The organism is Rhodococcus sp. FG69 (assembly GCF_057808915.1).
The window spans coordinates 45621-69164 of the sequence record NZ_JBMDIX010000020.1 but is presented as its reverse complement, the minus strand read 5'-3'; the positions used below and the strand labels follow the sequence as shown (position 1 = coordinate 69164).

Below are 23544 nucleotides of genomic sequence, written 5' to 3'. Positions count from 1 at the left end.
GTCGACGTTCCGAATTACCGTGAAACGTCACCCATTCCGTCGAGAGATCGCGCGATCGACCTGGCCACGTCGATGGCGTCGTCGCGGGCTCCGGCCGTACTCATGACCACGGCGCCCTCGTGTACCAACGAGAGTTGAGTGCCGAGCGTTTCGGGGTTCGGAAAGCCGCCCTCGGTGGCGAGTCGAACGAACAGTGACCTGGTCCAGTCCTTCTCGGCTCGGATCACTTCGAGCGCCGGATGGTCGGTACCGCCGAACTCTGCGAACGCGTTGACGAATCCGCACCCGCGACGGTTCGCGCGCATCCAGGTCTCGAGGGCGTCGAAGACGCCGAGGATTCGTTCGGTCCCAGGCTCGAAGGCGCTGATGTGGTCGAGTACGAACTCGCACCACATCTGGTATCGACGTTGCAGATAGCGCAGTACGAGTCCGTCCTTGGATCCGAACCTGTCGTACAGCGTCTTCTTCGTCGTTCCGGCTTCATCGGCGATGAGGTCGACGCCGACGGCGCGGATTCCGCGGTCGTAGAACAGCGCGCTCGCCACGGTGAGTATGCGTTCGCCCGCGGGGGTCAGCGGTTTCGCGGTGATGCTCATATGTGTCTCCGATCACAGGTCCACTGCAAGTATACAGACCTGTATGGTTACCTCAATCGCATGACCCGAGTAGACAACCTTGCAGCTGTATCCCTGGTAATTCTGTGGAGCTCGGGATTCATCGGTGCGGACCTCGGCACCGCTCAGGCTCCCGCGCACACCCTGCTCGCCTGGCGATACGTCGTCGCGGTCGCGATTCTGGCCGCGTGGTGCTGGTATCGCGGACTGCGACCCACATGGCGCGGTGTCAGGCGTCAGACAGTGCTCGGGTTCTTCTGCCAGTTCCTCTACCTCGGCTGCCTCGTCACCGGCGTCGGTCTCGGAGTTCCGGCCGGAACAGCCGCACTGATCGCAGCCCTGCAGCCGCTCGTCGTCGCGGCCCTGTCGAGTCGATTCCTCGGCGAGGAGTTCCCGGCGAGTCGACGGATCGGGCTCGCGGTCGGCTTCACCGGAGTCGTGCTCGTCGTCGCAGGAGACCTCGGCGGTGGCGCGGCAGCGTGGCCGGTATATCTACTCCCGCTGGGCGGAACGCTGGCGCTGTCCGCAGGCACGGTCCTCGAACGCAGGCTCGGGACGACCGAACCCATTCCGCTGGCGCTGTGCATCCAAGCTGCCGTGTCCGCGGTGCTGTTCATGGCATGGAGCCTGATCGCGGGCGACGCGACACCTCCGCTCACGACGGGATTCTGGGCGGCGGTCGCATGGGTGGTGGTGTTCTCCACGTTCGGCGCATACGGGACCTACCTGTTCGTCCTGCGCCGCAGCGGCGCCACCCGGGTCAGCGCGCTGCTGTATCTGACCCCGGCGACCACGATGCTGTGGGCATGGATGATGTTCGACGACCGCATCACCTGGCTGGCGGTGGTGGGCCTCGCGGTCACCCTCGCCGGGGTGTGTGGCTCGGCCGCGGTCGGGTGGCTGGGCGGCTCCGCCGCAGTGGCATGGCTGGGCGGCTCCGCCGCAGTGGCATGGTCGAGTGCACTCTGGGACGCTTTTTCGTGCCACTGGCGCGGAGCGCCTACAGCGAACGAAGCGCCGCGACCATCTCGTCGAGCTGCCCGAACGTCACGAAGTAATGCGGAGACGCCCGGATCACCGCGTCCAGTCCCCGTTGGTTCATATCGACGAGAGTCGAGCGACGGTGACTCACGGTGACGGTGATGCCCCGCGCGGCCAAGGCGTCGCGCACGTCGGTGGGGATCTTGCCGTCCACGGTGAAGGACACGATGCCGCTCTTGCGCTCGCCCAGATCGTGCACGGTCACTCCGTCGACACCCCGCAGCTGCGCGCGCAGGTACGTCGCCCGTTCCCGGACCGCGTCCTCGGCGGTGTCGATTCCGATGTCCAGCAGGTAGTCGACAGCCGTGCCGAGCGCGAGACGAGCAGCGACGTCGCACTCCCAGAACTCGAACCGCGTGACGTCGGCAGCAAGTTGGAACTCCGTCTTGTTTACCCACTGCGCGCTGTGCAGATCGAGCGCGGGCGGTTCCAGCGACGCCGCCAATTCCGGACGCAGATAGAGGAAGCCGGTTCCACGTGGCCCGCGCAACCACTTGCGGCCCGTCGCGCTGAGAGCATCGACGCCGAGTTCGCCGACGTCCACGCGCACCTGTCCGATCGACTGGCAGGCGTCGAGCAGGACCAACGCGCCGTGGCGGTGCGCGAGTTCCGCGACCTCTCGTGCCGGATTGATCAGGCCACCGTTGGTGGGGGCGTGCACAAGTGAGACTATTCGGACACGATCGTCGAGCATTCGTTCCAACGCATTCAAGTCGATCTGCCCCGACGGATCACTCGGCACGAACTCCACGACGGCGCCGACCGTGGCAGCTCGCTGCAGCGCCGCGATCGCATTGGAGGCGTACTCGACCTCGCACAGCAGAATCCGATCGCCCTCGGCCAAGGGGATCGAGTAGAAGAAGTCGCTCCACGATCGAGTTGCGCTGTCGCTCAACGCGATGTCCGACGCCTGTGCACCGATCAACTTCGCGATCGAACTCTTGACGGCCGCGAGATCGGCCATTCGCTCGTTCGCGGCCCGGTAGCCACCGACAACCGCTTCCCGACGAAGATGCGCGATGGCGGTCTCGACGACGGGATCCGGTGGGAGCGAGGATCCGGCGCTGTCCAGAAATACCGCACTAGCGGCAGCGGGAGTATCACGACGGATCCGGTCGAGGTCGAACATGCGGGCGCCTTCCTGGACGAAGAATTGTCGGTGCGCTGTGGTGGACTCGTGGCTACTGTCGAAGCAAGGCTGTCACAAGCGCGGCGTTTCGGCGCGAATCGGTCAGGGTAGATGTGCTCGGAACATGAGGAGGCGGATGTGTCGTCCAACGAGAAGTCCCTGGGTCTGAGCTCGCGGCCAGCTGCCGAGGCATACGTGTCGAAGGTGTGTTTCAAGCTCGGACCACCGCAACTCATCGGCGCCGAACTCGAATGGTTGACCTACACCGAGAACGGCGACAGGCCTTCGCTCGACCAGATTGCCACTGCGCTGGGGGAGTACGCACCGCGCAGCATCGCACCGAATTCACCCGCCCTGACGTTGCCGGGCGGTAGTGCCGTCACCATCGAACCTGGTGGCCAGATCGAACTGTCAAGCTCACCGCACGCGTCCGTGCAGGAACTTCAGAGAGCACTGAACGCCGACGCCGACATTCTGGCGCAGCTGATGGACGCCGGCCACCTCTCTATGGTGTCGGCTCCCGCCGACCCCGACAGGGACCCCCATCGCCTGCTCGTTCTACCGCGATACTGCGCGATGGAGAACCGGTTCACCACCATCGGTCCGTTCGGCAAGCTCATGATGTGCAATACCGCGGCAGCGCAGGTCAGTGTCGACGCCGGGGCGGATCGCGCCGACATCGCACGGCGGTGGACCATGCTCGACACCATCGGACCGGCACTTATTGCTGCGTTCGCGTGCTCACCGACGCTTCGCGGTGCTCCCGCCGGACACTGGGCATCGCAACGCATGCGCACCTGGCTCGAATTGGACGACAGCAGAACCGAAGTCCCCGCCACCGATGATCCCGTGTCCGACTACGCGAGCTGGGCCTTGGACGTGCCGCTGCTGTGCATCCGCAGTGACGGCGAGAGCTGGGACGCTCCGGTGGGAACGACGTTCGCGCAGTGGCTCGAGGACGAGAAACTCGTCGGCCGTTCCCCGACCGTTGCCGATCTCGACTACCACTTGACGACCCTGTTTCCCCACGTGCGGGCCTGTGGTCATCTCGAGGTCAGATACCTCGACGCGCAACCCGACGGTCAGTGGGTCGTCCCCACCGCCGTTCTCGACGCGCTGCTGTCCGATCCGGCGATCACCACGCACGCCACCGACCTCGCGCGGAGATCCGCGGGCCGCTGGATCGACGCAGCCAGGGACGGACTGGCCGATCATGGCCTGCGGTCGACAGCCGAGGACCTGCTGCACCTGGCTGCAGCCAACTCCGCCGTGTACGGCGACGTCGTGGCACAGGCCGCCGAACGATGTCGCGCCGGTGAGCCGCCGACGCTCAGCAACGACACGGCGACGCGAAAGGAGTCGGTGTGACCAGCATCGAAGATCTCAGGAGCAAGGTCGAGACCGTTCTCACGCGCAGCCGGGCACGCAGCGCTGCGCTCACCGAGTGCGTCGACGACACCGACCTCACCGCGCAACATTCTCCGCTGATGAGCCCTCTCGTCTGGGATCTGGCGCACATCGGAAACCAAGAAGAACTCTGGCTCGTGCGTGACGTCGGCGGCCGAGAGCCAGTGCGCCAGGACATCGACGAGCTGTACGACGCGTTCAAACATTCCCGGTCCAGCAGGCGCGCGCTGCCCTTGCTGTCTCCCGACGAGGCACGCGCCTACGTGTCGACTGTTCGCGACAAGGTGTGGGACGTCCTCGGTGCGAGCCCGCTCGACGGCCGTAGGCTCGAACGGGACGGCTTCGCCTTCGGGATGGTCGCGCAGCACGAACAGCAGCACGACGAGACGATGCTCGCGACTCACCAACTCCGTACCGGCCCTGCTGTTCTCCATGCCCCGCAGCCGCCGAAGGCGCGTGTCAGCGCAGCCGGTGAAGCGATCATCGAGGGCGGTGTATTCACCATGGGCACCACCCTCGACCCGTGGGCGCTCGACAACGAGCGCCCCGCGCATGCAACGTACGTCCCGACGTTTGCGATCGACGTCGCACCCGTCACCAACGGTCAGTACGGGGAGTTCATCGCAGACGACGGGTACGGCCGGCCCGAACTGTGGAGCGAGCGAGGTTGGGCCCACCGCACCACCGAAGGTCTCCGCGCACCCCAGTTCTGGGAGCGCGATGCCGACGGCAGCTGGTGGCGTCGGGTATTCGGGGTGACGGAACCTGTGAAGCCGAACCAGCCCGTGGTGCACGTGTGTTTCTTCGAGGCCGAGGCATACGCCAACTGGGCAGGCAAACGTCTTCCGACGGAAGCGGAATGGGAGAAGGCGGCGCGGTTCGATCCGTCGACCGGGACTGTTCGCAGGTATCCGTGGGGCGACGCCGAGCCGACCGAGCTGCACGCCAACCTGGGCCAACGCCACCTCGAACCCGCCGAGGTCGGCGCGTACCCGGCAGGCGCGTCACCGCACGGCGTGCAGCACTTGATCGGCGACGTGTGGGAGTGGACGTCCTCGGAGTTCGGGCCGTACCCGGGTTTCGCTCCGTTCCCGTATGCGGAGTATTCCGAGGTTTTTCTGCGCGGTGACTACCGGGTGTTGCGCGGCGGATCCTTCGGCACCGATGAGGTTGCGTGCCGGGGGACCTTCCGTAACTGGGATCACCCGATTCGGAGGCAGATCTTCGCCGGCTTCAGGTGCGCACGAGATGTGTAGACATCTGGGTTATCTCGGTCCGGCACGCAGCGTGGGTGAGGTATTGACGCAGGGGGCCAACTCGCTTCGCGTGCAGTCCTGGGCGCCGAAGGACATGCGCGGCGGCGGGACCATCAATGCGGACGGCTTCGGTGCGGCGTGGTGGACCGGCGGAACGCACAAACTGTCGAGCTATCGCAATCCGATGCCGATATGGACGGACCCGGCCGTGGACGATGTACTCTCCGGACTCTCGTCGACTGCCGTCGTCGCCGCCGTCCGTTCGGCCACGGTCGGGATGCCGGTGGAGCGGAGTGCATGCGCGCCGTTCACCGACGACACCTGGGCCTTCAGTCACAACGGTGTCGTGTTCGGGTGGCCCGACGCCTTGGTGGATCTGATGTCGGAGGTGCCCACGAAAGACCTCCTGACCCTCCCGGCGCCGACGGATTCCGCGGCGCTATGGGTGGTGCTCCGGCACCTGTTGGTCGAACACGAGCCGGAGAAGGCGCTGCGGATGCTCGTCGCACGCGTCGAGCAGTCTTCTCCTGGGCCGCGTCTGAACCTACTTCTCGGTGACGGCTCCACGATGTACGCCACGACGCGGCACCATGCGTTGTCCGTTCTGCGGACCGAGGACTCGGTCACCGTCGCATCCGAACCTCTCGACGACAACCCCGGTTGGGAGGCGATCGGCGACCGCAAGTTCGTCGTCGCTCGCCCCGGACACGTCGACATCACCGACCTCGATTGAAGGAGACACCGTGTCGGACATCGCGCTCGATGTGCACATTTCACCGGAGAGGCTCCTGGAGGACCTCCGCACCGACGTGCGGCAAGGCTTGACGGCGTCACCGAAGTGGCTCTCGCCCAAATGGTTCTACGACGCAACCGGCAGCGCGCTGTTCGAACAGATCACCGAGCTGCCCGAGTACTACCCGACGCGGACCGAGCGGGCGCTGATCGAGGCTCATGCCTACGACATCGCCGAACGGACCGACGCCGCTATCCTCGTCGAACTCGGTTCGGGATCCTCGGAGAAGACACGGTTGTTGATCGCAGCCGGGACGAAGCACGGTGCGCTGCGCAAGTATGTGCCGCAGGATGTGTCACCGTCGGCATTGGAGGGGGCGATCAGCCAGCTCGCACAAGAGTTTCCGTCGCTCGAAGTGCAGGGAATCGTCAGCGATTTCACCGACACACTCCAGAACCTGCCCGCCGACGGGAGCCGTACCATCGCCTTTCTGGGTGGCACTCTCGGCAATCTCATTCCTGAAGAGCGAGCCACTTTTCTGGCCGACGTTGCCCAGGCTCTCGTTGCGGGGGAGTTCCTGCTGCTCGGTGTCGGACTCGTCATCGACGAGGATGTCGTGGTTCCCGCGTACGACGACGCCGCAGGGGTCACCGCGCAATTCAACGCGAACGTGCTGTCCGTGCTCAACGATCGACTCGGAGCCGACTTCGACACCGGGTGCTTCGAGCACGTCGTGTTGTGGAACGCCGAGGCGGAGTGGATCGAGATGCGGTTGCGCGCCACGCAGACTCAGCAGGTTCGTATCGAGGACCTCGATCTCGACGTCACCTTCGACGAGGGTGAAGAACTCCGCACCGAGATCTCGGCCAAGTTCCGGCGCGACGGGATCCAACGAGAACTCGTCGACGCGGGATTCCGCATCGACGAGTTCTGGACGGATCCGCAGGAACGGTTCGCCCTCATCCTGGCGCGGCGTGGCGACAGCCAGTGAGCGCCCTGAACGTCACCTCGCTCACGCGTCGGCGAGCGCAACCACCGGCGATATGGAATTCGCTCGACGCGACGGAATCAGCGACGCGCCGAGTGCCAGAAGCGCGGCGCACAGAACGGTTCCAGCGATGACGGCCCACGGTAGCGTCGGCAACTGGATGCCCGACTTGGCAATCGATCCCAGCAACGACTGGGCGGCAGCCCAGCCGTAGACGATGCCGAGGAACAGTCCGAATCCCATTGCCGCGATCACCATCTGAGCGCTCTCGGACACGATCATTCCTCGAATCTGTGTGCGGGTGAACCCGAGTGCGCGTAGCAATCCCAGCTCGCGGGTGCGCTGCATGATGCTCAGCGAGAGGTTGTTGACCATTCCGACCGCGGCGATGACGCCCGAGAAGCCGATGAGTCCGGTCATGATGCCGACGGTGACGGTCAATACCTGATCGACATGGTCCGCGTTGAACTCGTTTTGGATCATCGCACGGTAGGTGTACATCGCCACCGCGAAGGTCACGACGAGGGTGACGCCGATCAGCAGACCGAGCGCCGTCCTGGTGCTGCGTTCCGGGTACCTCGTTGCGTTGGCGGCGGCCAAGCGTGCGGCGGGTGCGTTGCCGAACAAGCGTCCGACATGGCGGAGGATCCACGGAACGATCCGGTGGGCGCCCACCATGATTCCGGTGAACGATGCTGCGCCGCCCACGAAAGCAACCAGCACACCTGCGGGCGTCATGGTTCCGACGATGACTCCGAGTCCGAGCAGCATCGCCCCGCCTGCGATCAGGATGATGGCGAACGTCGTTCGTGCTCTGCGCCGACGAGAACCGCCGTCGTGAGTTTCGACGATCGCGCCGGTGGCCTGAATGGGCGTCACGTCGAGTACTCGCTTGGCTCCCACGTACGACGCTGCCCACGTGGTCCCGACGACGATGACGACCGGCAACGTAACCAGCGGCTGAACCGTCGTGTAGGCCACGTCGGGGAGTTTGCCGGCGGAGACTGCGACAGCTCGCGCGAGGTGGCTCAGCGCGACGCCGACCACCAACCCGACCGTAGCGCCGAACAACCCCACCGACAGACCTTCGCGGGAGACCGAGCGTCGCAGTTCGCGACCGGAGGCACCGAGAAGTCGCAGCAGCGCAATCGTTTTCGTTCGGCCCGCGACGATGGTGGAGAACGTGTTGGCAGTGACGACCGACGCTACGTAGAGCGCCAGCAGAATGAATACCATCGCCACGCAGTACAGGGCGACGGCGACGGCGCCTTGACCGTCCTCGCCGAAGATGTCGAGCAGGAACGCAGTCGCCTGGATCAGCACCACACCGAAGAACGACGCCAATGCCGTCACCAGGATGCTCGAACCGTGGTCGTTGCGGGCGGTCGAACCGGTCGCGGCCCTCACGCGACCTTCTCCATCGCGAGCATGTAGCCGGAGATCTGCTCTGGAGTCGACCGGCGCCGCTCGTCGACGATACGTCCGTCGGCGAGGAAGACGATGCGATCGGCGTAGCTGGCGGCGATCGGGTCGTGGGTGACCATGACGATCGACTGCCCGTATTCCTCGGCTGCAGCGGCCAAGAGCGCGAGAACCTCACGGCCGGTGCGGGAATCGAGGTTGCCCGTCGGTTCGTCGGCGAAGATCAGGTGCGGTGTGGAACCGAGAGCTCGGGCGATGGCAACACGTTGCTGTTGCCCGCCGGACAGTTGGTGCGGTAGATGACCGGTCCGCTCACTCAGGCCGAGTGTCGTGATGAGCTGTGCCACCCATGCCGATTCCGATTCGGTAGGTGCATGTCCGTCGAGCTCGAACGGAAGCATGATGTTGGCGCGGACATCGAGCGTCGGAACCAGATTGAAGGCCTGGAAGATGAAGCCGATCTGGCGTCGTCGAAGTTCGGTGAGGGCGTCGTCGCCGAGGCGGGTGATGTCGGTGTCCGCGAGCACGACTTGGCCGGAGGTGACGGAATCCAGACCGGCCATGATGTGCATGAGCGTGGATTTGCCGGAGCCGGACGGGCCCATGATGGCGGTGAATTCGCCTCGATGCACGTCCAAGGACACGTCGTCGAGTGCGTGCACGATGTTCGTGGTGTCGCCGTAGCTCTTGCGTACCCGGTGCACGCGAGCGACGGGGGAAGTTGTGTTCGTCATGGTTACGAAGTTATGAGCGCTGGCTCGGCAAAGAATCAGGCTGGAGTATTCGGTTCGTACATCCCGAGGATGACCTGTCCGCGCGCGAAATGATGACATGAGGGCGTTGTCGTCACGCACGAGCAGGTCAGGGCCTCAGGCGACCGCAGTCCCCTCGAGTTCGACCATCTGACCGGCTAGTGCGAGCCGCGTCACTCCGAGCATCGTGGTCGCCGGTGCCGCGCCGGCAGCACCCAATCTCGCTGCGAGGACGCCGTAGTGCTGAAACAGCTGATCGACGTCTGTGGTGTAGACGTTCAGCCGGACCAGATGCGCGAGGGTCATTCCGGCTTCGGCGAGTACGGCTTCGACGTTGTCCAGAGTCAGCGCGAGCTGGGCCGCCATGTCCCCGTCGTGCTGGGGTGCGCCGTCGGTGTCGGTCGCGGTCTGACCGGAGCAGAACAGAGTTCTGGTGTGCCCGGATACCAACTCTGCTTGGTTGAATCCCATGTCCACCGACCACGTCACCGGGTTGATCGCTGTTCGTTCCATCGAAAGTGTGCTCCATTCTTCTCGCGTGCAATTCGAGTACGTACGACAGCCTCGCAACAATTCACGACATCCTTGGTCGTGTATTTCGGTATCGTTCGCGGTATGCGCGCCGACCGGTTGGTCTCGCTGGTACTGCTGTTGCGCCAGCGCGGGCGGATGACGGCGGATGCCCTTGCCCGCGAACTGGAAGTGTCGACCCGCACAGTTCTCCGGGACGTCGAGGCGCTCTCCGTGGCAGGTGTTCCGGTGTATGCCGAGCGCGGTCGCCACGGCGGGTTCGCGCTGTTGCCCGGTTTCCGCACCGAACTGACCGGCCTCAACCACGACGAGGCGCTTGCGCTGCTTGCGGCTGCAGGGTCGGGTAGCGGTCAGCAGGTCTTCGGCCTCGGATCGGCGCTCGCGTCGGCGTTGCGCAAGGTGATGGACGCGCTGCCCGACGGGAATCGAAACACCGCGAGCGATGCGGCTGATCGCTTCCTGATCGAGCCGGAGTTCGATCTACTGTCGCGTCGATCGGACATCGAGCTCGTACCTGCCGCCGTCATGGTGGAGGTTCGGCGAGCAGTGCTCGCCGGACACAAGTTGCGCATCCACTATGCGCCGGAGGGGAAAGACGCACAGTGGCGCACGGTGGATCCCATCGGGCTGGTCACTGTTCGCGACCGCGGCTACCTCCTGGCCACGAGAGATGGGGCGGACCGTACCTACCGGTTGTCGAGGCTGCTGGATGCCGAGGCGCTGTCCGAACCCGCACAGCGCCCGGATCGGATCCATCTCGAACGACTGTGGCGGGAACGCAGCACTCGGTTTCGGAGCGAGGGCACAGGAGTCAGCGCAGTCGTTCGAGTGAATCCGAGGCGACGGGACGAGTTGGTCAACACTGCGTTGGCTGTCCTCGCCGAGGAATTCGACGCAGACGGTTGGCTGCGGCTGGAAGTCACCTTCCAAGATGCACGCCATGCCGAATGGGCACTGTGGCAACTCGCCACCGATGCGCACGTACTCGAACCGCAGTCGCTTCGGGCTGCACTGTACGACCGTGCCGCCGCGATCACCGCATGCTACGAATCGAACCTCGTTCCCTGACCGACGTCAGCGAACCAGGCCGTGCTCGAAGGCGAACACCACCAACTGCACCCGGTCGCGGAGGTCGAGCTTGGTGAAGATCCGGCTCAGATGTGTCTTCACTGTTGCCTCGCTGAGGTATTCGCTCGCCGCGATCTCTGCGTTGCTCATACCGGTCGCGGCGAGCCGAAAGATCTCCTGCTCACGAACCGTCAGGCGAGTGAACCGCTCCGGGATCACCGGCTCGGCGGGAGCATCGGTGTAGTGACCGAGCAGCGCAGTCGTCGCCGACGCGGCGATGACCGAATTGCCCGCGTGGACGGTTCGGATCGCGGCCAACAGGAACTCGGGATCGGCGTCCTTGAGTACGAACCCGCTGGCGCCGGCCTTGATCGCGCGGGCCGCGCTCTCGTCGAGATCGAACGTCGTCAGCACGAGGATTCTGGGTGGGTTCGCCATGGTCGCCACGATTTCGGTCGTCGCCGAGATGCCGTCGAGCACCGGCATTCGAATGTCCATCAGCACGACGTCCGGCGACGTGGCCGCCGCCAACTCGACCCCGTCACGGCCGTTGCCTGCCTCGCCGACGAATTCGAGATCGGCCTGCGAGGACACCAACATTCTGATTCCGGCTCGGAACAGCTGCTGATCGTCGACGAGTGCCACCCGGATGGGGGAGTCGTTCACTCACGTTCCCTTCGTTGTGGGAATCCATGCCCGGACTGTCCATCGTCCATCGGCGCCGCCTGCGGTACACACTCCGCCGGACAGGGCTGCCCGCTCGCGCATCCCGACGACCCCATGGCCGTGGTGGCTCGCCGTCTGGCTCGACAAGGCAAGTGCGTTGGCTACGACGAGTTCCGCACCGGCCGCGTCACTGACGAGTGTGACGGTGACGGCCTGGGAGGTGTCGCCGTGGCGTAGTGCGTTGGTCAACGATTCCTGCGCGATGCGATACAGAGCAAGCCCGGCAGCGGCACCGACGGCCGCGGGTGGATCGGCGAGCGTGGCATCGATGCGCAGCCCTGCGGCCCGCATCCGTTCGATCAGGCGCCCGATGTCGGTGACTGCGGGGGTGGGTAGATCGTCCTCGCTGTGCCGCAGTTGAGCCAGGAGAACTCTGACGTCCCCGAGCGCGTCGCGGGCCGTCGCGGAAATTGTCGTCAACGCCGAGTCGACGGCGTCCGGGTCGACGGCGCGAACGTACCGCGCGCCATCGGCCTGCGCGATGACGACGGCCAACGAGTGCGCGACGATGTCGTGCATATCGCGGGCAATTCTGTTGCGCTCCTGCTCGATTGCGATGTCGTTCTGTGCGCGGGCCTGTTGGAGCTCGGCAAGTTCCTGAGCATGTGCGGCCTTGATCGCGCTGCGTCGGGCATAGGACAGTCGGCCGAGTGCCCACGACAATCCGAGTACTGCCCACATGGCCGCGAGAATGACGAAGAACTGCTGCGCACTGCGGACGGATTCGTTTCCGCTGGCAAACGGGTCTTCGCTGACGTAGGTGAGATACCACGCGGCGATGATGCCGCCCACGACTGCAGATCCGAGCCCGACCTGCCGAAGCAGCTTGCTCCCGTACGCCGCGGAGCAGTAGAGGATGCCGAAGATCGCGACGTTGCTGGCCAGAACGAGCACGGAACCGGCCATCTGCGCCAGCGCCAGAGCCCAGGCGAGCGCCAGCGACCATCGGGGTGATCGTCGACGGATGGCGAGGGCAACGCCGAATCCGAGGAGAACGAAGAGTCCCGCTGTGCCGGACACCCCTCGAACGGCGGCCTGGAACAGAACCAACACGAAGACGACCGCGTAGACGATGTCGACCGCCTGAGGTGAGGTCAGTCGCTTGCGCAGCACCCAATCAGAGTACGGACATACCGTGAATGTGGGCGTGAAGCCACAGTTGCGCGAAAATCAGGCGGGATCCCAGCTCCGTGGAGCGCAACTGTGGCTTCACGCCCACCGACCTTCGGTCAGGCCCGGCGACGCGCCTTCTCCAGAGCAGCCAGGGTGCTGAGCACGGTGGTGCGCTGCCTGTCCAGATCCTTCATGCGGGCGCGGGCGGGCAAGCCCTGCTGGCCGTCGAGAGCCGAAATCTGCTCGTCGACGCTCTGAAGCTGGTCGAGTAGTTTGCGGACCCGAGACTCCAGTTCGATCATGTCGATCCCGGTGACACCGGCTTGGGACTTCTTCGGCGCGGCCTTCGCTGGAGTCGCACCTGTTCCGGGACGGGCGGCCGGGGGAGCAGCTACAGCCGCAGCAGCCCTCGGGCGCAACGCTTTGCGGACGGCCGCCGGGTCGGGCAGCTTTTCGAGGCGGATGCGGTTGAGAACTTCACGTGCATCACGGGCGCTGACGCGGAACTCGCGCTCTTCCTCGTCCTCGGACGCGAGAGTGCCGCCAAGCGGACGTAGGCCGTACATTCCGATGAAGTGCTTCGCATCGTCGATGATGGATTCTTTTTCGCGGCAGAGGCCGCAGCGCGGTTCGTTGCGATAAGTCTCGATCGAGTCGGTGCTGCCGCACCAGACGCACCCACCCGGGGTCCAACGTGCGATACGGACGGTAGAAGTTGCTGCAGGACTGTCCAATGTTTGCGCGTCGATCACGACGAGTCATCTTAGGGTACAACGCAACCCGCTCCGCACACCCCCTCCCCGGCGAACTGCGGTTATCGGCCGTGGTAGTGACCAAGTTCATTGCAGCGGGGAGAAAGTGGCGGAGCGGGTGTAAAGAAACCGAACAGCCTGTTGGTGTTATGCAGAACCGTTGAACAGGCTTGTCACGGAGCCGTTTTCGAATACCTCGCGGATGGTGCGGGCGAGGAGCGGTGCGATGGACAGCTCTGTGAGCGTCTCGAAGCGCTTCTCGTCGGTGATGGGGAGGGTGTTGGTGACGACGACTTCCTTGGCTCCGCAGTTGGCGAGGCGATCGGCAGCGGGGTCGGACAGCACGCCGTGGGTGGCGGCGATGACGACGTCTCCTGCGCCTGCTTGCTTGAGGACCTTGACCGCTCCGGCGATGGTGCCGCCGGTGTCGATCATGTCGTCGATCAGGATGCAGGTGCGGCCTTCGACGTCACCGACGACGCGGTTCGACTTGACCTGGTTGGGCACCAGGGGATCACGTGTCTTGTGGATGAAGGCAAGCGGTGCGCCACCGAAGCTGTCGGCCCACTTCTCGGCGACGCGTACGCGGCCCGAGTCGGGGGAGACGACGGTGATGTGTTCGAGGCTGTACTTGCTGCGGATGTGATCGGCCAACTGGCTGTGCGCGTGCATGTGATCGACCGGTCCGTCGAAGAAGCCCTGGATCTGGTCGGTGTGCAGGTCGACGGTGATGATGCGGTCCGCGCCTGCAGTCTTGAGCAGGTCTGCGACGAGGCGAGCCGAGATCGGCTCACGGCCGCGGTGCTTCTTGTCCTGGCGGGCGTAGGGGTAGAACGGCAGGATCGCGGTGATCCGCTTGGCAGATCCGCGCTTGAGCGCGTCGATCATGATGAGCTGTTCCATCAGCCAGGTGTTCAGTGGGAACGGGTGGCTCTGCAGGACGAAGGCATCGGAGCCTCGAACCGATTCCTCGAAGCGAACGAAGATTTCTCCGTTGGCGAAGTCGCGCGCGGTCTGTGGGGTTACCTCGATTCCCAGTTCCTTCGCCACCTGCTTGGCGAGTTCGGGATGTGCTCGACCCGAGAAGAGCATGAGGTTCTTCTGGTTGTCGATCCAATTCGGGGTGCTCACTACTGTTCGCCGTCCTTTGATTCGTGCGCTTGTGCCGACTCGGCTGCCAGAGCACGCGCGGCAGCCTTCGCTGCTGCGGTGCCTGGACGCTTTTTCTCGACCCAGCCGTCGATGTTGCGCTGGGACCCAGCGGAGACTGCGAGCGTCCCCGGTGGTACGTCGTTGCGGAGCACGGTTCCGGCTCCGGTGTAGGCGCCGTCGCCCACTCGTACGGGGGCCACGAACATGTTGTCCGATCCCGTCCGTACGTGCGAGCCGACGACGGTCCGGCTCTTGTTCACGCCGTCGTAGTTGACGAAGACGCTGGAGGCTCCGATGTTCGAATGCTCGCCGATCGTCGCGTCGCCGACGTACGTCAGATGCGGGACCTTGGAGTGATCGCCGATCGTGGAGTTCTTCGTCTCCACGAACGTGCCGATCTTGGCGCTGACGCCGATCTGGGATCCGGGGCGCAGATATGCGAACGGTCCGACGGTAGCGCCGGGCCCGACGGTGGCTTTGTCTGCCTGGGTGCGCACGACGGACGCGCGATCACCGACGACGACGTCGCGCAGCGTCGTTTCCGGTCCGACGACGGCGTCCTCTCCGATGTGGGTGCTTCCGAGCAGCTGGACTCCGGGTTCGAGACGAACGTCGGATCCGAGGGTCACGTCGATGTCGATCCAGGTGGTCGCCGGGTCCACGACCGTCACGCCGGCCCGCATGTGCCTCTCGACGATGTGGCGGTTGAGCACCTTCGTCACGTGGGCGAGCTGCACACGGTCGTTGACGCCCATGACCAGGTCTGGGTCAGCGAGCTGTGTGCCATAGACGGGAAGACCGTCCACTCTGCTGATTTTGACCACATCGGTGAGGTAGAGCTCGTGCTGGGCGTTGGCAGTGCTCAGCTTGCCGAGCGCCGAGCGGAGTGCTGCGGCGTCGAAGGCGTAGACACCGGAGTTGACTTCGTCGATGAGAATCTGCGCCGGGGTGGCGTCAGCGTGCTCGACGATTTCGGCCACCTGATCGTCCGACGTCCGAACGATGCGGCCGTACCCGTTGGCGTCGCCGGGGACGAAGGTGAGGACCGTCGCGGCCGCAGGCAGTGGGGCGCTGAGGTGCTCGTCGAGCAGAGCTTTCAGGGTGTGTCCGTCGAGCAACGGGACGTCGGCCGCTGTGACGAGGATCGTGCCCTCGAAGTCGTCCGGCAACGCGCTGAGGCCGCACTGCACCGCGTGGCCGGTGCCGAGCTGTTGGTCCTGAACGGCGGTGGAGATCTCTCGACCGAGTTCGGCGCTCAGTTCGGCGACCGATTCGGTGACCCGCTCGCGATCATGGCCGACGACGGTGACGAGATGGTCGGGTCCCAGGTCGGCAGCGGCATGCAGGGCGTGAGCGAGCATCGTGCGTCCGGCCAGAGAATGCAGAACCTTCGGGGTCTTCGAGCGCATCCGGGTGCCTGCACCAGCTGCGAGAACGACCACGGCGGTGTGCAATGGCAACTGAGCTCCTCGGCGACATTTCGCTTGACTACTACGTGTAGGGCAGATGTTTCTCGCTCCGCCGCCAGGACTCGAACCTGAACTATCTGAACCAAAATCAGAGGTGCTGCCATTACACCACGGCGGATCATGGACCAGCGGTTTCGCCGATGGCCGGTGCCTGCAACGAACAGACTACGGCCACGGGTCTCCCGCCGAGCGCAACGAGTCTCGCATGAGATGTGGTCGCAGGTCGAACCGCTCCCTCCGATCGTGTCATTCGTCCCATTAGGCTCGGGTGGTGAGACCGTTCGTCTCCGGTCGGCTGAGGACCCGAGGAGAACGGCCCAGATAGTTGGAGGTAATCGATGTCCGAACCCGAGCGGGCGCCGCGCGTTCGCATGACGGGTACGCAGCGCCGTGAGCAATTGATCGAGATCGGCAGGTCTCTGTTCGCGGAACGGGGATACGAGGCGACGTCGGTGGAGGAGATCGCCGGCCGCGCGAATGTGTCGAAACCCGTCGTCTACGAGCACTTCGGCGGCAAGGAGGGCCTGTACGCGGTCATCGTCGACCGCGAGATGTCCACCCTGTTGCAGATGATCACGTCCTCGCTGTCGCAGAACAGATCCAGGATCCGGGTCGAACGCGTCGCCCTCGCGTTGCTGACCTATGTGGAAGACCGTACCGACGGGTTTCGAATCCTCGTGCGGGACTCGCCCGTCGCCGCGCCCGACGGCAAGTACTCGTCGCTGCTGAACGACGCGGTCGGTCAGGTCGGGCACATACTGGCGAGCGATTTCACTCGACGAGGTTTCGATGCCGGGTTCGCGCCGCTGTACGCGCAAGCGCTCGTCGGAATGGTGTCCATGACGGCGCAATGGTGGCTTGACGTGCGAGAGCCGTCGAAAGAGGTGGTAGCCGCTCATGTTGTCAACCTGTGCTGGAACGGATTGACCAATCTGGAGGCGGAGCCGCAATTAGGTCGCGAATGAGCCGACGATTTCCACACCTGTTGGGGAAAGAGCGGGTAGCGTTTGATTTGGACGTTGGGAGCAACTTCACAGGGTCCGCGTAGAACCAGTTCGGACCATAAGCACGTTGACCGAGGTAAGAATGCCACTGGGTGGTACCGTTCGCTCGTAATTTGCGCAGTGGCAGTCCAGTAGTGCGAAGGCGGATCCAATGGTCAGACAGGCACGCGCCGAAATCACGCGCGACACGGTGCTGTCGGGTGCCGCGAATGTTTTCCTGCGCCTTGGCTACGCGAACGCGAGCCTCAGTGAAATCATTTCCCAGTCACAGGTCACCAAGGGTGCTCTGTACTTCCACTTCGGCTCGAAGGAAGAGCTGGCGCGGGCGGTCATCGACGAGGGTAATGCCAGGCTCACGTCTGCGTGCCAGCAGTTCAACGACGGTCGTATTCCGGCCCTCGAAGCTGCTATAGGTATTTCGTACATCGTTGTCGACATGTCGGTCAGCGACCCCATGGTCTCGGCCATGCTGCGCTTGAGCCACCAGATCGGCGACTACCGCGGAACCCAGGGCAACGTCATGGCGGGGTGGAGCGATTCGTTCAACGCACTTGCGGCCAAGGCAATCAAGCAGGGTGACCTCGCCGCCGACGCAGATCCCAAGACCATCGGAGCGTTGGTCCTCGAAATCCTGACCGGCGTGCACATGGTGGCCGTCGCCACCGGCACCACCGAGGAGTTGCCGTCTCGGATGGAACGGCTCTGGTACTACCTGCTTCCTTCTCTCGTCACGGCGGGCAAGGTCGAGTACTTCCGTGAGTTCGCGGCCCGGCGCGTCATCCGGCACTAGCGTCGTCCGGCACCAGCCTGTAGGCGACGGCCCGATAGGATCGAGCCAACCGCCGGTTCTTGCCCAGCATGTCTTGGGTAGCCGGATATCAGTCGTGCCGATTTCTTTCAGGAGCCTCGCTGTTGACTTCCGATCCCACGCTTGCACTATCGGGCCTTGCGCGTGTTGCACTGTCGGACTCCGCGCTGACGGCCGTAAGCGAGGCTGTCGGTGCACCCGAGCGCATTCTGGTTGCACCGAACTCCTCGCGGCCGTTCGTTGCAGCCGCCATCGCGCAGCGCGCGCAGGTACTCGTCGTCACGGCCACCGGGCGTGAAGCCGACGACCTGACGACCGAGCTGCAACAGATCCTCGGAGACGCCGTCGTCCAGTTCCCATCATGGGAGACGCTGCCGCACGAGCGCCTCTCGCCCAGCGCGGACACGGTGGGCCGGCGGCTCGAGGTCTTACGCAGGCTGGCTCGCCCGGACGACAAGGACTACGGCCCGACGCTGCAGGTCATCGTCACCACCGTCCGTTCGTTGGTTCAGCCCATGGCGCCCGGCCTCGGGGAGATCGAACCGATCGGTTTGAAGGTGGGCGTCGAAATCGACTTCGACGGGTTGATCCACCGTCTGGTCGAACTCGCGTACACACGGGTCGACATGGTCGGCAAGCGCGGTGAGTTCGCGGTCCGGGGCGGCATCCTCGACATCTTCTCCCCGACGGCCGACCATCCGGTTCGCGTCGAATTCTGGGGCGACGAGGTCACCGAGCTGCGTGCGTTCTCGGTCTCCGATCAGCGTTCGATCCCCGACATCGAGATCGCGTCCGTCATCGCGCCGCCGTGCCGCGAGCTGATTCTCACGCAGACGGTCCGCGATCGTGCTGCTGTCCTCGCCGCCGACAATCAAGCCGACGCCGCTCTCGTCGAGATGCTGGACAAGCTGTCCGCGGGCATCCCGGTCGAGGGTATGGAGGCGTTGCTTCCCCTGCTGCAGCCGGGGGAGTTGCAGCTACTCGCCGATGTTCTCCCGGACGGATCACACGTCTTGCTGTGTGATCCGGAGCGAATCCGCACGCGCGCAACAGATTTGGTTCGAACTGGACAGGAGTTCCTGGAGGCGTCGTGGACGGCGGCGTCGGTCGGAGGCGCCGCACCGCTCGACACGTCGACGGTCAACACGGACAGTCTGGGCGGAGTGAGCCTCGACCTCGGTGCGTCGGCGTACCGGTCGTTGCGCCAGATCCGCGAATCGGCCCAATCGCTCGGGCGGCCGTGGTGGACCATCAGCCCGCTGTCGTCCGGCAGCGACGAGGAAGTGGAACTGGCCGTCGAGTCGGTTCCCGAAGTCCGCGGCTCCGAGGAACTTCTGACGGGCGTATTCGCGATGCTGCGGGCGCACGTCTCCACCGGCGGTCGCGCTGTGATCGCGGTGGCGGGTGCCGGCACGGCGACGAGGATCATCGAACGACTCGGCGAAGCCGAAGTGCCTGCAGTGCATATCGAATCGGGAGCAGAGCCGTCTCCCGACGTCGTCAGTGTTCTGTGCGGTTCGTTGCACGAAGGATTGATCCTTCCCGACGCCAAACTGGTGGTCGTCACCGAGAGCGACCTCACCGGCAACCGTGTCGCGGCGACCGAAGGCCGAAAGATGCCCGCCAAGAGGCGGAACCAGGTCGATCCGCTCGCTCTGGTCGCCGGCGACAGCGTCGTGCACGATCAACATGGCATCGGCAGGTTCGTCGAGATGATCGAACGGACGGTCGGAGGTGCTCGTCGTGAATACCTGGTCATCGAGTACGCGCCGAGCAAACGCGGACAACCGGGTGACCGATTGTTCGTACCGATGGACTCGCTCGACCAGCTGTCCCGTTACGTGGGAGGCGAGCTCCCCTCGCTCAGCAAGCTCGGGGGATCGGACTGGGCGAACACCAAACGTAAAGCACGCAAGGCAGTTCGAGAGATTGCCGGCGAGCTGGTGCAGCTGTATGCGGCCCGACAGGCAGCGCCTGGTCATGCTTTCGGCCCCGATACACCGTGGCAGCGCGAGATGGAAGACGCGTTCGGATTCACCGAGACGATGGACCAGATGACCGCGATCACCGAGGTCAAAGCTGACATGGAGAAGCCGGTCCCGATGGACCGCGTCATTCTCGGGGACGTCGGCTACGGCAAGACCGAGATCGCTGTTCGGGCAGCATTCAAAGCTGTCCAGGACGGAAAGCAGGTCGCCGTGTTGGTGCCGACAACCCTTCTGGCGCAGCAACATCTACAGACATTCACTGCACGGATGGCCGCGTTCCCGGTCACGGTGAGAGGGCTCTCGCGCTTCACGCACGGGGCCGACTCGAAGGCAGTCATGGCAGGCCTCGCCGACGGTACCGTCGACATCGTCATCGGTACTCACCGGTTGCTGCAGACGGGGGTCACCTGGAAGGACCTCGGGTTGGTCATCGTCGACGAGGAGCAGCGCTTCGGCGTCGAGCACAAGGAGCACATCAAGTCGCTTCGAACTCACGTCGATGTCCTGACGATGTCGGCGACGCCTATTCCTCGTACGTTGGAGATGAGCCTCGCCGGCATCCGTGAGTTGTCGACCATTCTCACTCCGCCGGAAGAGCGGCACCCGGTTCTGACCTATGTGGGTGCCTACAACGACAAGCAGGTCGCCGCTGCCATTCGTCGTGAGTTGCTTCGTGACGGTCAGGTCTTCTTCGTGCACAACCGAGTCAGCTCGATCGACAAGGCTGCCAAGAAGATTCGTGATCTGGTGCCCGAGGCGCGTGTCGCCACCGCGCACGGTCAGATGAACGAGGAAACGCTCGAGCGGACGGTGCAAGGATTCTGGCAGCGTGAGACCGACGTTCTGGTGTGTACGACCATCATCGAAACGGGCCTCGACATTTCGAATGCGAACACGTTGATCGTCGAGCGAAGTGATTCCCTCGGACTGTCGCAGCTGCATCAGTTGCGCGGCCGCGTCGGGCGTAGCCGCGAACGTGGGTACGCATACTTCCTGTATCCGACCGAGAAGCCGCTCACCGAAACGGCCTACGACAGGCTGGCGACCATCTCGCAGAACTCCGACCTCGGTGCGGGCATGGCCGTCGCGATGAAAGACCTCGAAATCCGCGGCGCTGGAAACGTTCTCGGTGCCGAGCAGTCCGGTCACGTCGCGGGCGTCGGATTCGATCTGTACGTCAGGCTCGTCGGCGAAGCAGTCGAGGCGTATCGGGCAGTAATGGATGGAAAGCCGATCACGACGGACGAGGCGCCGAAGGAAGTGCGCATCGATCTTCCGGTCGACGCCCACATCCCTCCCGACTACGTCACCAGTGATCGGCTTCGTCTCGAGGCATACCGGAAGCTAGCTGCTGCAGCCGATTCCGAGGGTATCGCTGCTGTCATCGACGAGATGGTGGATCGTTACGGCCCTCTGCCGGAAGAAGTGGGACGTCTCGTGTCGGTGGCGAAACTGCGGCTCATCGCCAAGGAGTACGGGCTCACCGACGTCAACGTCTCCGGTACTCAGATCAAGCTCGCGCCGATGGAGCTGCCGGATTCGAAGCAGATTCGTCTCAAGCGTCTGTACCCGAACGCCGCCTACCGTGCAACGACCGGCGTTGTGCAACTACCGCTTCCGCGTGTCGAAGGTGGGGGTGTCGGTGCGGCACGAGTTCGCGACGTCGAACTGATCCAGTACATCGCCGATCTCATGCTCTCGCTCGATGGTAAGCCGTCGCGTTCGGTGTTGCTGGAGCAGACTGTGGGGGTGTGATGACGGTCGTTCTGCTCGATCCCGTCCGGCCGACGATGGTCCCGGCCGAAGCGATCGAATTCCTCAGCGGTGTCGTGCAGTTCACCGAAGAAGTACCGGTGCGCACACGGTGGTTGTTCTCGGGGACCGCGCACGGGAACAGTTCGGCCGAGGTTCTGGTCAGTACCGATCCGTCCAATCCCGATGTGCAGGAACGTGTCCGGCGCGGAGAGCGCGTCATCGCGTCGCCGAAGTTGCCGGGCGACGATCTCATCGCGGCCGTTGTCCTGATGGATCGGCTGCGGACGATCGGCGGCTGGGAAGCGCAGCAGACGCACGCATCCTTGAGTGGCTATCTCTTGGAGGAGACGTACGAGCTCCTCGATGCCATTCACAGTGGCAACCTCGTCGACCTGAGGGAAGAGCTCGGCGACATCCTGTTGCAGGTGCTGTTCCACTCGCGGATCGCTCAGGATGCCGCGGAGAATTCGTTCGACGTCGACGACGTGGCAGCGGGCCTCGTCGCGAAGCTGACCCATCGTACCCCGCACCTGACGGACGGCTCCACCGGCCCGATCGACGTTGCAGCACAAGAGAAGGCATGGGAAGAGAAGAAGGCGTCGGAGAAGGCGCGAGGCTCCTGCCTCGACGGAATCGCGCTCGCCCAGCCCGCCCTCGCACTGACGCAGAAGGTCGTCTCCCGCGCGAAGAAGGCAGGTCTGCCCGACGAACTCGTCCCCGAAGAGTTGCGCGTCGTACACATCGGCGACGACCACAGTCACGGCGGCGAGAGTGCGGAAGACCTGCTGCGGCGCAACGTGTTGGACTTCGCCCAGCGCGTCCGTGGTGCCGAAACGTCCGCCCAGGTCCACGGCGCGCAGCCGGGCAAGCTCACGGCTATCGAGTGGATAGAGAACTGGGGTCGGCGGTAGTTTGCTGTTTGTCCGCCCCCCTTTCGCTTGAATGGACCTTCGGCGCTATCTGATCGTATGGATGGACCATCCGAGCGGTGTTGGGTCGCTCCCAGGGTGACTGAATGAGACATTCGGTGCCCGGTGGGTGACCGAATGAGACATTCGGTCACCCACACTTGGTACACGACTCCGAGGGGTTTGCTACTTCCGCCAGAAGAGGTGGTGCGAAATGCCGCTCGAGCTGGGGACGACCTCGTGTTCGAAACGGTCCTCGAGTTCGTCGGGAGATTCCCACAGCTTCAGACCGGATCCGACTTCGACGGGTGCGACCGCGATGTGCATGGTGTCGACGAGGTCGGCGTCGAGGAATTCCCGGATTGTGGTGACGCCGCCGCCGAGTCGGACGTCCTTCCCGAGTGCGGCTTGTTTCGCTTCGTTCAAGACCTCGGCGGGACTGCTGTCGATGAAGTGAAAGGTGGTGTCGCTGAGCGTGATCGATGGTCTCACGTGGTGGGTGAGCACGAAGACCGGCGTATGGAACGGTGGCTCGTCGCCCCACCAGCCTTGCCATTCGTGATCGGCCCAGGGTCCGCGCTGAAATCCGAATTTGTTTCGGCCCATGATCTCGGCGCCGATGTTGTGGGTGAAGTCGCGGGTGAAGTAGTCGTCCAGTCCACGGGTACCGCCGGGTTCGGTGCGGTTCGGCCAGCTTGCGGTGGCGCCAGCCCACGTGACCAGGTCACGATGGTCGAGCCCGAACGGATTCTCGAAGCTCTGGTCTACACCTGCCGCGACTCCGTCGCTGGCGATGCAGAAATTCTGAACTCGTAGTAGCTGTGCCATGTGTGCTCCCGCCGTCGTCGATATCGTACGGGGTGTAGACCTGGCCGAGCTCGGAAACTCATCGCGTGGTCAATACGGGCCCAGTTCACCGCTTGGATGT

Annotated in this window: 20 protein-coding genes, 1 tRNA gene and 1 pseudogene; 10 read left to right on the top strand and 12 right to left on the bottom strand. The window is 64.3% G+C overall.

All coding sequences use genetic code 11. The annotated features are described in order from the left end of the window. Positions 1–14: 14 nt before the first annotated feature. Positions 15–596, bottom strand: a complete 582-nt coding sequence (locus ACODSO_RS16905; RefSeq protein ID WP_489037930.1) for a TetR/AcrR family transcriptional regulator — start codon at positions 594–596, stop codon at positions 15–17. Between ACODSO_RS16905 and ACODSO_RS16900 the strand changes: the two are divergent. Further along, positions 597–1484: pseudogene (locus ACODSO_RS16900) on the top strand (DMT family transporter); the annotation flags it as partial. A gap of 130 nt (positions 1485–1614) precedes the next feature. On the opposite strand, the gene ACODSO_RS16895 reads toward ACODSO_RS16900, so the two are convergent. Then, on the bottom strand, positions 1615–2784 hold the full coding sequence (locus ACODSO_RS16895; RefSeq protein ID WP_489037928.1) for an aminotransferase class V-fold PLP-dependent enzyme: 1170 nt from the start codon (positions 2782–2784) through the stop codon (positions 1615–1617). A 111-nt stretch (positions 2785–2895) separates the two neighbouring features. Between ACODSO_RS16895 and egtA the strand changes: the two genes are divergently transcribed. From egtA to egtD, 4 genes are read left to right on the top strand one after another with little or no spacing between them, the layout of a single operon-like run. Continuing rightward, the gene (gene egtA / locus ACODSO_RS16890) at positions 2896–4152 is read left to right on the top strand and encodes an ergothioneine biosynthesis glutamate--cysteine ligase EgtA (protein WP_489037927.1); all 1257 of its coding nucleotides are present in this window, start codon (positions 2896–2898) and stop codon (positions 4150–4152) included. Then, entirely contained in the window at positions 4149–5447 is a 1299-nt protein-coding gene (gene egtB, locus ACODSO_RS16885) for an ergothioneine biosynthesis protein EgtB (protein ID WP_489037926.1), read from the top strand. Before egtA ends, egtB begins: the two co-directional genes overlap by 4 nt. Next, entirely contained in the window at positions 5440–6180 is a 741-nt protein-coding gene (gene egtC, locus ACODSO_RS16880; RefSeq protein ID WP_489037925.1) for an ergothioneine biosynthesis protein EgtC, read from the top strand. The genes egtB and egtC overlap by 8 nt, the downstream gene beginning before the upstream one ends. A 10-nt stretch (positions 6181–6190) precedes the next feature. Further along, positions 6191–7171 (top strand): L-histidine N(alpha)-methyltransferase, encoded by a 981-nt coding sequence (gene egtD / locus ACODSO_RS16875; RefSeq protein ID WP_489037924.1) that lies wholly within the window; start codon positions 6191–6193, stop codon positions 7169–7171. Positions 7172–7192: 21 nt separating this feature from the next. Here egtD and ACODSO_RS16870 read toward each other — a convergent pair whose 3' ends face one another. From ACODSO_RS16870 to ACODSO_RS16860, 3 genes are all read right to left on the bottom strand, one after another. Further along, positions 7193–8575 carry an ABC transporter permease gene (locus ACODSO_RS16870; RefSeq protein ID WP_489037923.1) on the bottom strand — a complete coding sequence of 461 codons (1383 nt, stop codon included), beginning with the start codon at positions 8573–8575 and terminating at the stop codon, positions 7193–7195. Beyond that, on the bottom strand, positions 8572–9324 hold the full coding sequence (locus tag ACODSO_RS16865) for an ABC transporter ATP-binding protein (RefSeq protein ID WP_489037922.1): 753 nt from the start codon (positions 9322–9324) through the stop codon (positions 8572–8574). The genes ACODSO_RS16870 and ACODSO_RS16865 overlap by 4 nt, the downstream gene beginning before the upstream one ends. 135 nt (positions 9325–9459) lie before the next feature. Then, positions 9460–9855, bottom strand: coding sequence for a RidA family protein (locus tag ACODSO_RS16860; RefSeq protein WP_489037921.1), 396 nt, complete (start codon positions 9853–9855; stop codon positions 9460–9462). A gap of 102 nt (positions 9856–9957) precedes the next feature. On the opposite strand from ACODSO_RS16860, the gene ACODSO_RS16855 reads away from it, so the two are divergent. Beyond that, positions 9958–10941 (top strand): helix-turn-helix transcriptional regulator, encoded by a 984-nt coding sequence (locus tag ACODSO_RS16855; RefSeq protein ID WP_489037920.1) that lies wholly within the window; start codon positions 9958–9960, stop codon positions 10939–10941. A 6-nt stretch (positions 10942–10947) separates the two neighbouring features. Here ACODSO_RS16855 and ACODSO_RS16850 read toward each other — a convergent pair whose 3' ends face one another. The 6 genes from ACODSO_RS16850 to ACODSO_RS16825 form a co-directional block, all read right to left on the bottom strand. Further along, entirely contained in the window at positions 10948–11607 is a 660-nt protein-coding gene (locus ACODSO_RS16850) for a response regulator (protein ID WP_489037919.1), read from the bottom strand. After that, a complete protein-coding gene (locus tag ACODSO_RS16845; RefSeq protein WP_489037918.1) occupies positions 11608–12780 on the bottom strand; it encodes a sensor histidine kinase in 1173 nt (390 codons plus the stop codon). It lies immediately after the preceding gene. A gap of 116 nt (positions 12781–12896) precedes the next feature. Next, a complete protein-coding gene (locus ACODSO_RS16840) occupies positions 12897–13532 on the bottom strand; it encodes a hypothetical protein (RefSeq protein WP_489037917.1) in 636 nt (211 codons plus the stop codon). A gap of 147 nt (positions 13533–13679) precedes the next feature. Continuing rightward, the gene (locus ACODSO_RS16835) at positions 13680–14663 is read right to left on the bottom strand and encodes a ribose-phosphate diphosphokinase (protein ID WP_489037916.1); all 984 of its coding nucleotides are present in this window, start codon (positions 14661–14663) and stop codon (positions 13680–13682) included. Continuing rightward, on the bottom strand, positions 14663–16144 hold the full coding sequence (glmU, locus tag ACODSO_RS16830; protein ID WP_489037915.1) for a bifunctional UDP-N-acetylglucosamine diphosphorylase/glucosamine-1-phosphate N-acetyltransferase GlmU: 1482 nt from the start codon (positions 16142–16144) through the stop codon (positions 14663–14665). The genes ACODSO_RS16835 and glmU overlap by 1 nt, the downstream gene beginning before the upstream one ends. Before the next feature lie 56 nt (positions 16145–16200). Continuing rightward, positions 16201–16271 (bottom strand) — tRNA-Gln (locus ACODSO_RS16825). 220 nt (positions 16272–16491) lie between these two features. Between ACODSO_RS16825 and ACODSO_RS16820 the strand changes: the two genes are divergently transcribed. From ACODSO_RS16820 to ACODSO_RS16805, 4 genes are all read left to right on the top strand, one after another. Beyond that, positions 16492–17118 carry a TetR/AcrR family transcriptional regulator gene (locus tag ACODSO_RS16820; protein WP_068377716.1) on the top strand — a complete coding sequence of 209 codons (627 nt, stop codon included), beginning with the start codon at positions 16492–16494 and terminating at the stop codon, positions 17116–17118. A gap of 190 nt (positions 17119–17308) precedes the next feature. Then, positions 17309–17947, top strand: coding sequence for a ScbR family autoregulator-binding transcription factor (locus ACODSO_RS16815; protein WP_068377713.1), 639 nt, complete (start codon positions 17309–17311; stop codon positions 17945–17947). 122 nt (positions 17948–18069) lie between these two features. Then, positions 18070–21708, top strand: coding sequence for a transcription-repair coupling factor (mfd, locus tag ACODSO_RS16810; protein ID WP_489037914.1), 3639 nt, complete (start codon positions 18070–18072; stop codon positions 21706–21708). Then, positions 21708–22619 carry a nucleoside triphosphate pyrophosphohydrolase gene (locus tag ACODSO_RS16805; RefSeq protein WP_489037913.1) on the top strand — a complete coding sequence of 304 codons (912 nt, stop codon included), beginning with the start codon at positions 21708–21710 and terminating at the stop codon, positions 22617–22619. Before mfd ends, ACODSO_RS16805 begins: the two co-directional genes overlap by 1 nt. Before the next feature lie 183 nt (positions 22620–22802). On the opposite strand, the gene ACODSO_RS16800 is transcribed toward ACODSO_RS16805, so the two are convergent. Further along, a complete protein-coding gene (locus tag ACODSO_RS16800) occupies positions 22803–23444 on the bottom strand; it encodes a dihydrofolate reductase family protein (RefSeq protein ID WP_068377539.1) in 642 nt (213 codons plus the stop codon). Between the last annotated feature and the right edge of the window lie 100 nt (positions 23445–23544).

Coding starts and splice junctions, on each gene's coding strand:
- ACODSO_RS16905 (WP_489037930.1), bottom strand. CDS start 596: ATGAGCATCACCGCGAAACCGCTGACCCCCGCGGGCGAACGCATACTC.
- ACODSO_RS16895 (WP_489037928.1), bottom strand. CDS start 2,784: ATGTTCGACCTCGACCGGATCCGTCGTGATACTCCCGCTGCCGCTAGT.
- egtA (WP_489037927.1), top strand. CDS start 2,896: ATGTGCTCGGAACATGAGGAGGCGGATGTGTCGTCCAACGAGAAGTCC.
- egtC (WP_489037925.1), top strand. CDS start 5,440: ATGTGTAGACATCTGGGTTATCTCGGTCCGGCACGCAGCGTGGGTGAG.
- ACODSO_RS16865 (WP_489037922.1), bottom strand. CDS start 9,324: ATGACGAACACAACTTCCCCCGTCGCTCGCGTGCACCGGGTACGCAAG.
- ACODSO_RS16860 (WP_489037921.1), bottom strand. CDS start 9,855: ATGGAACGAACAGCGATCAACCCGGTGACGTGGTCGGTGGACATGGGA.
- ACODSO_RS16855 (WP_489037920.1), top strand. CDS start 9,958: ATGCGCGCCGACCGGTTGGTCTCGCTGGTACTGCTGTTGCGCCAGCGC.
- ACODSO_RS16820 (WP_068377716.1), top strand. CDS start 16,492: ATGTCCGAACCCGAGCGGGCGCCGCGCGTTCGCATGACGGGTACGCAG.
- ACODSO_RS16815 (WP_068377713.1), top strand. CDS start 17,309: ATGGTCAGACAGGCACGCGCCGAAATCACGCGCGACACGGTGCTGTCG.
- ACODSO_RS16805 (WP_489037913.1), top strand. CDS start 21,708: ATGACGGTCGTTCTGCTCGATCCCGTCCGGCCGACGATGGTCCCGGCC.
- ACODSO_RS16800 (WP_068377539.1), bottom strand. CDS start 23,444: ATGGCACAGCTACTACGAGTTCAGAATTTCTGCATCGCCAGCGACGGA.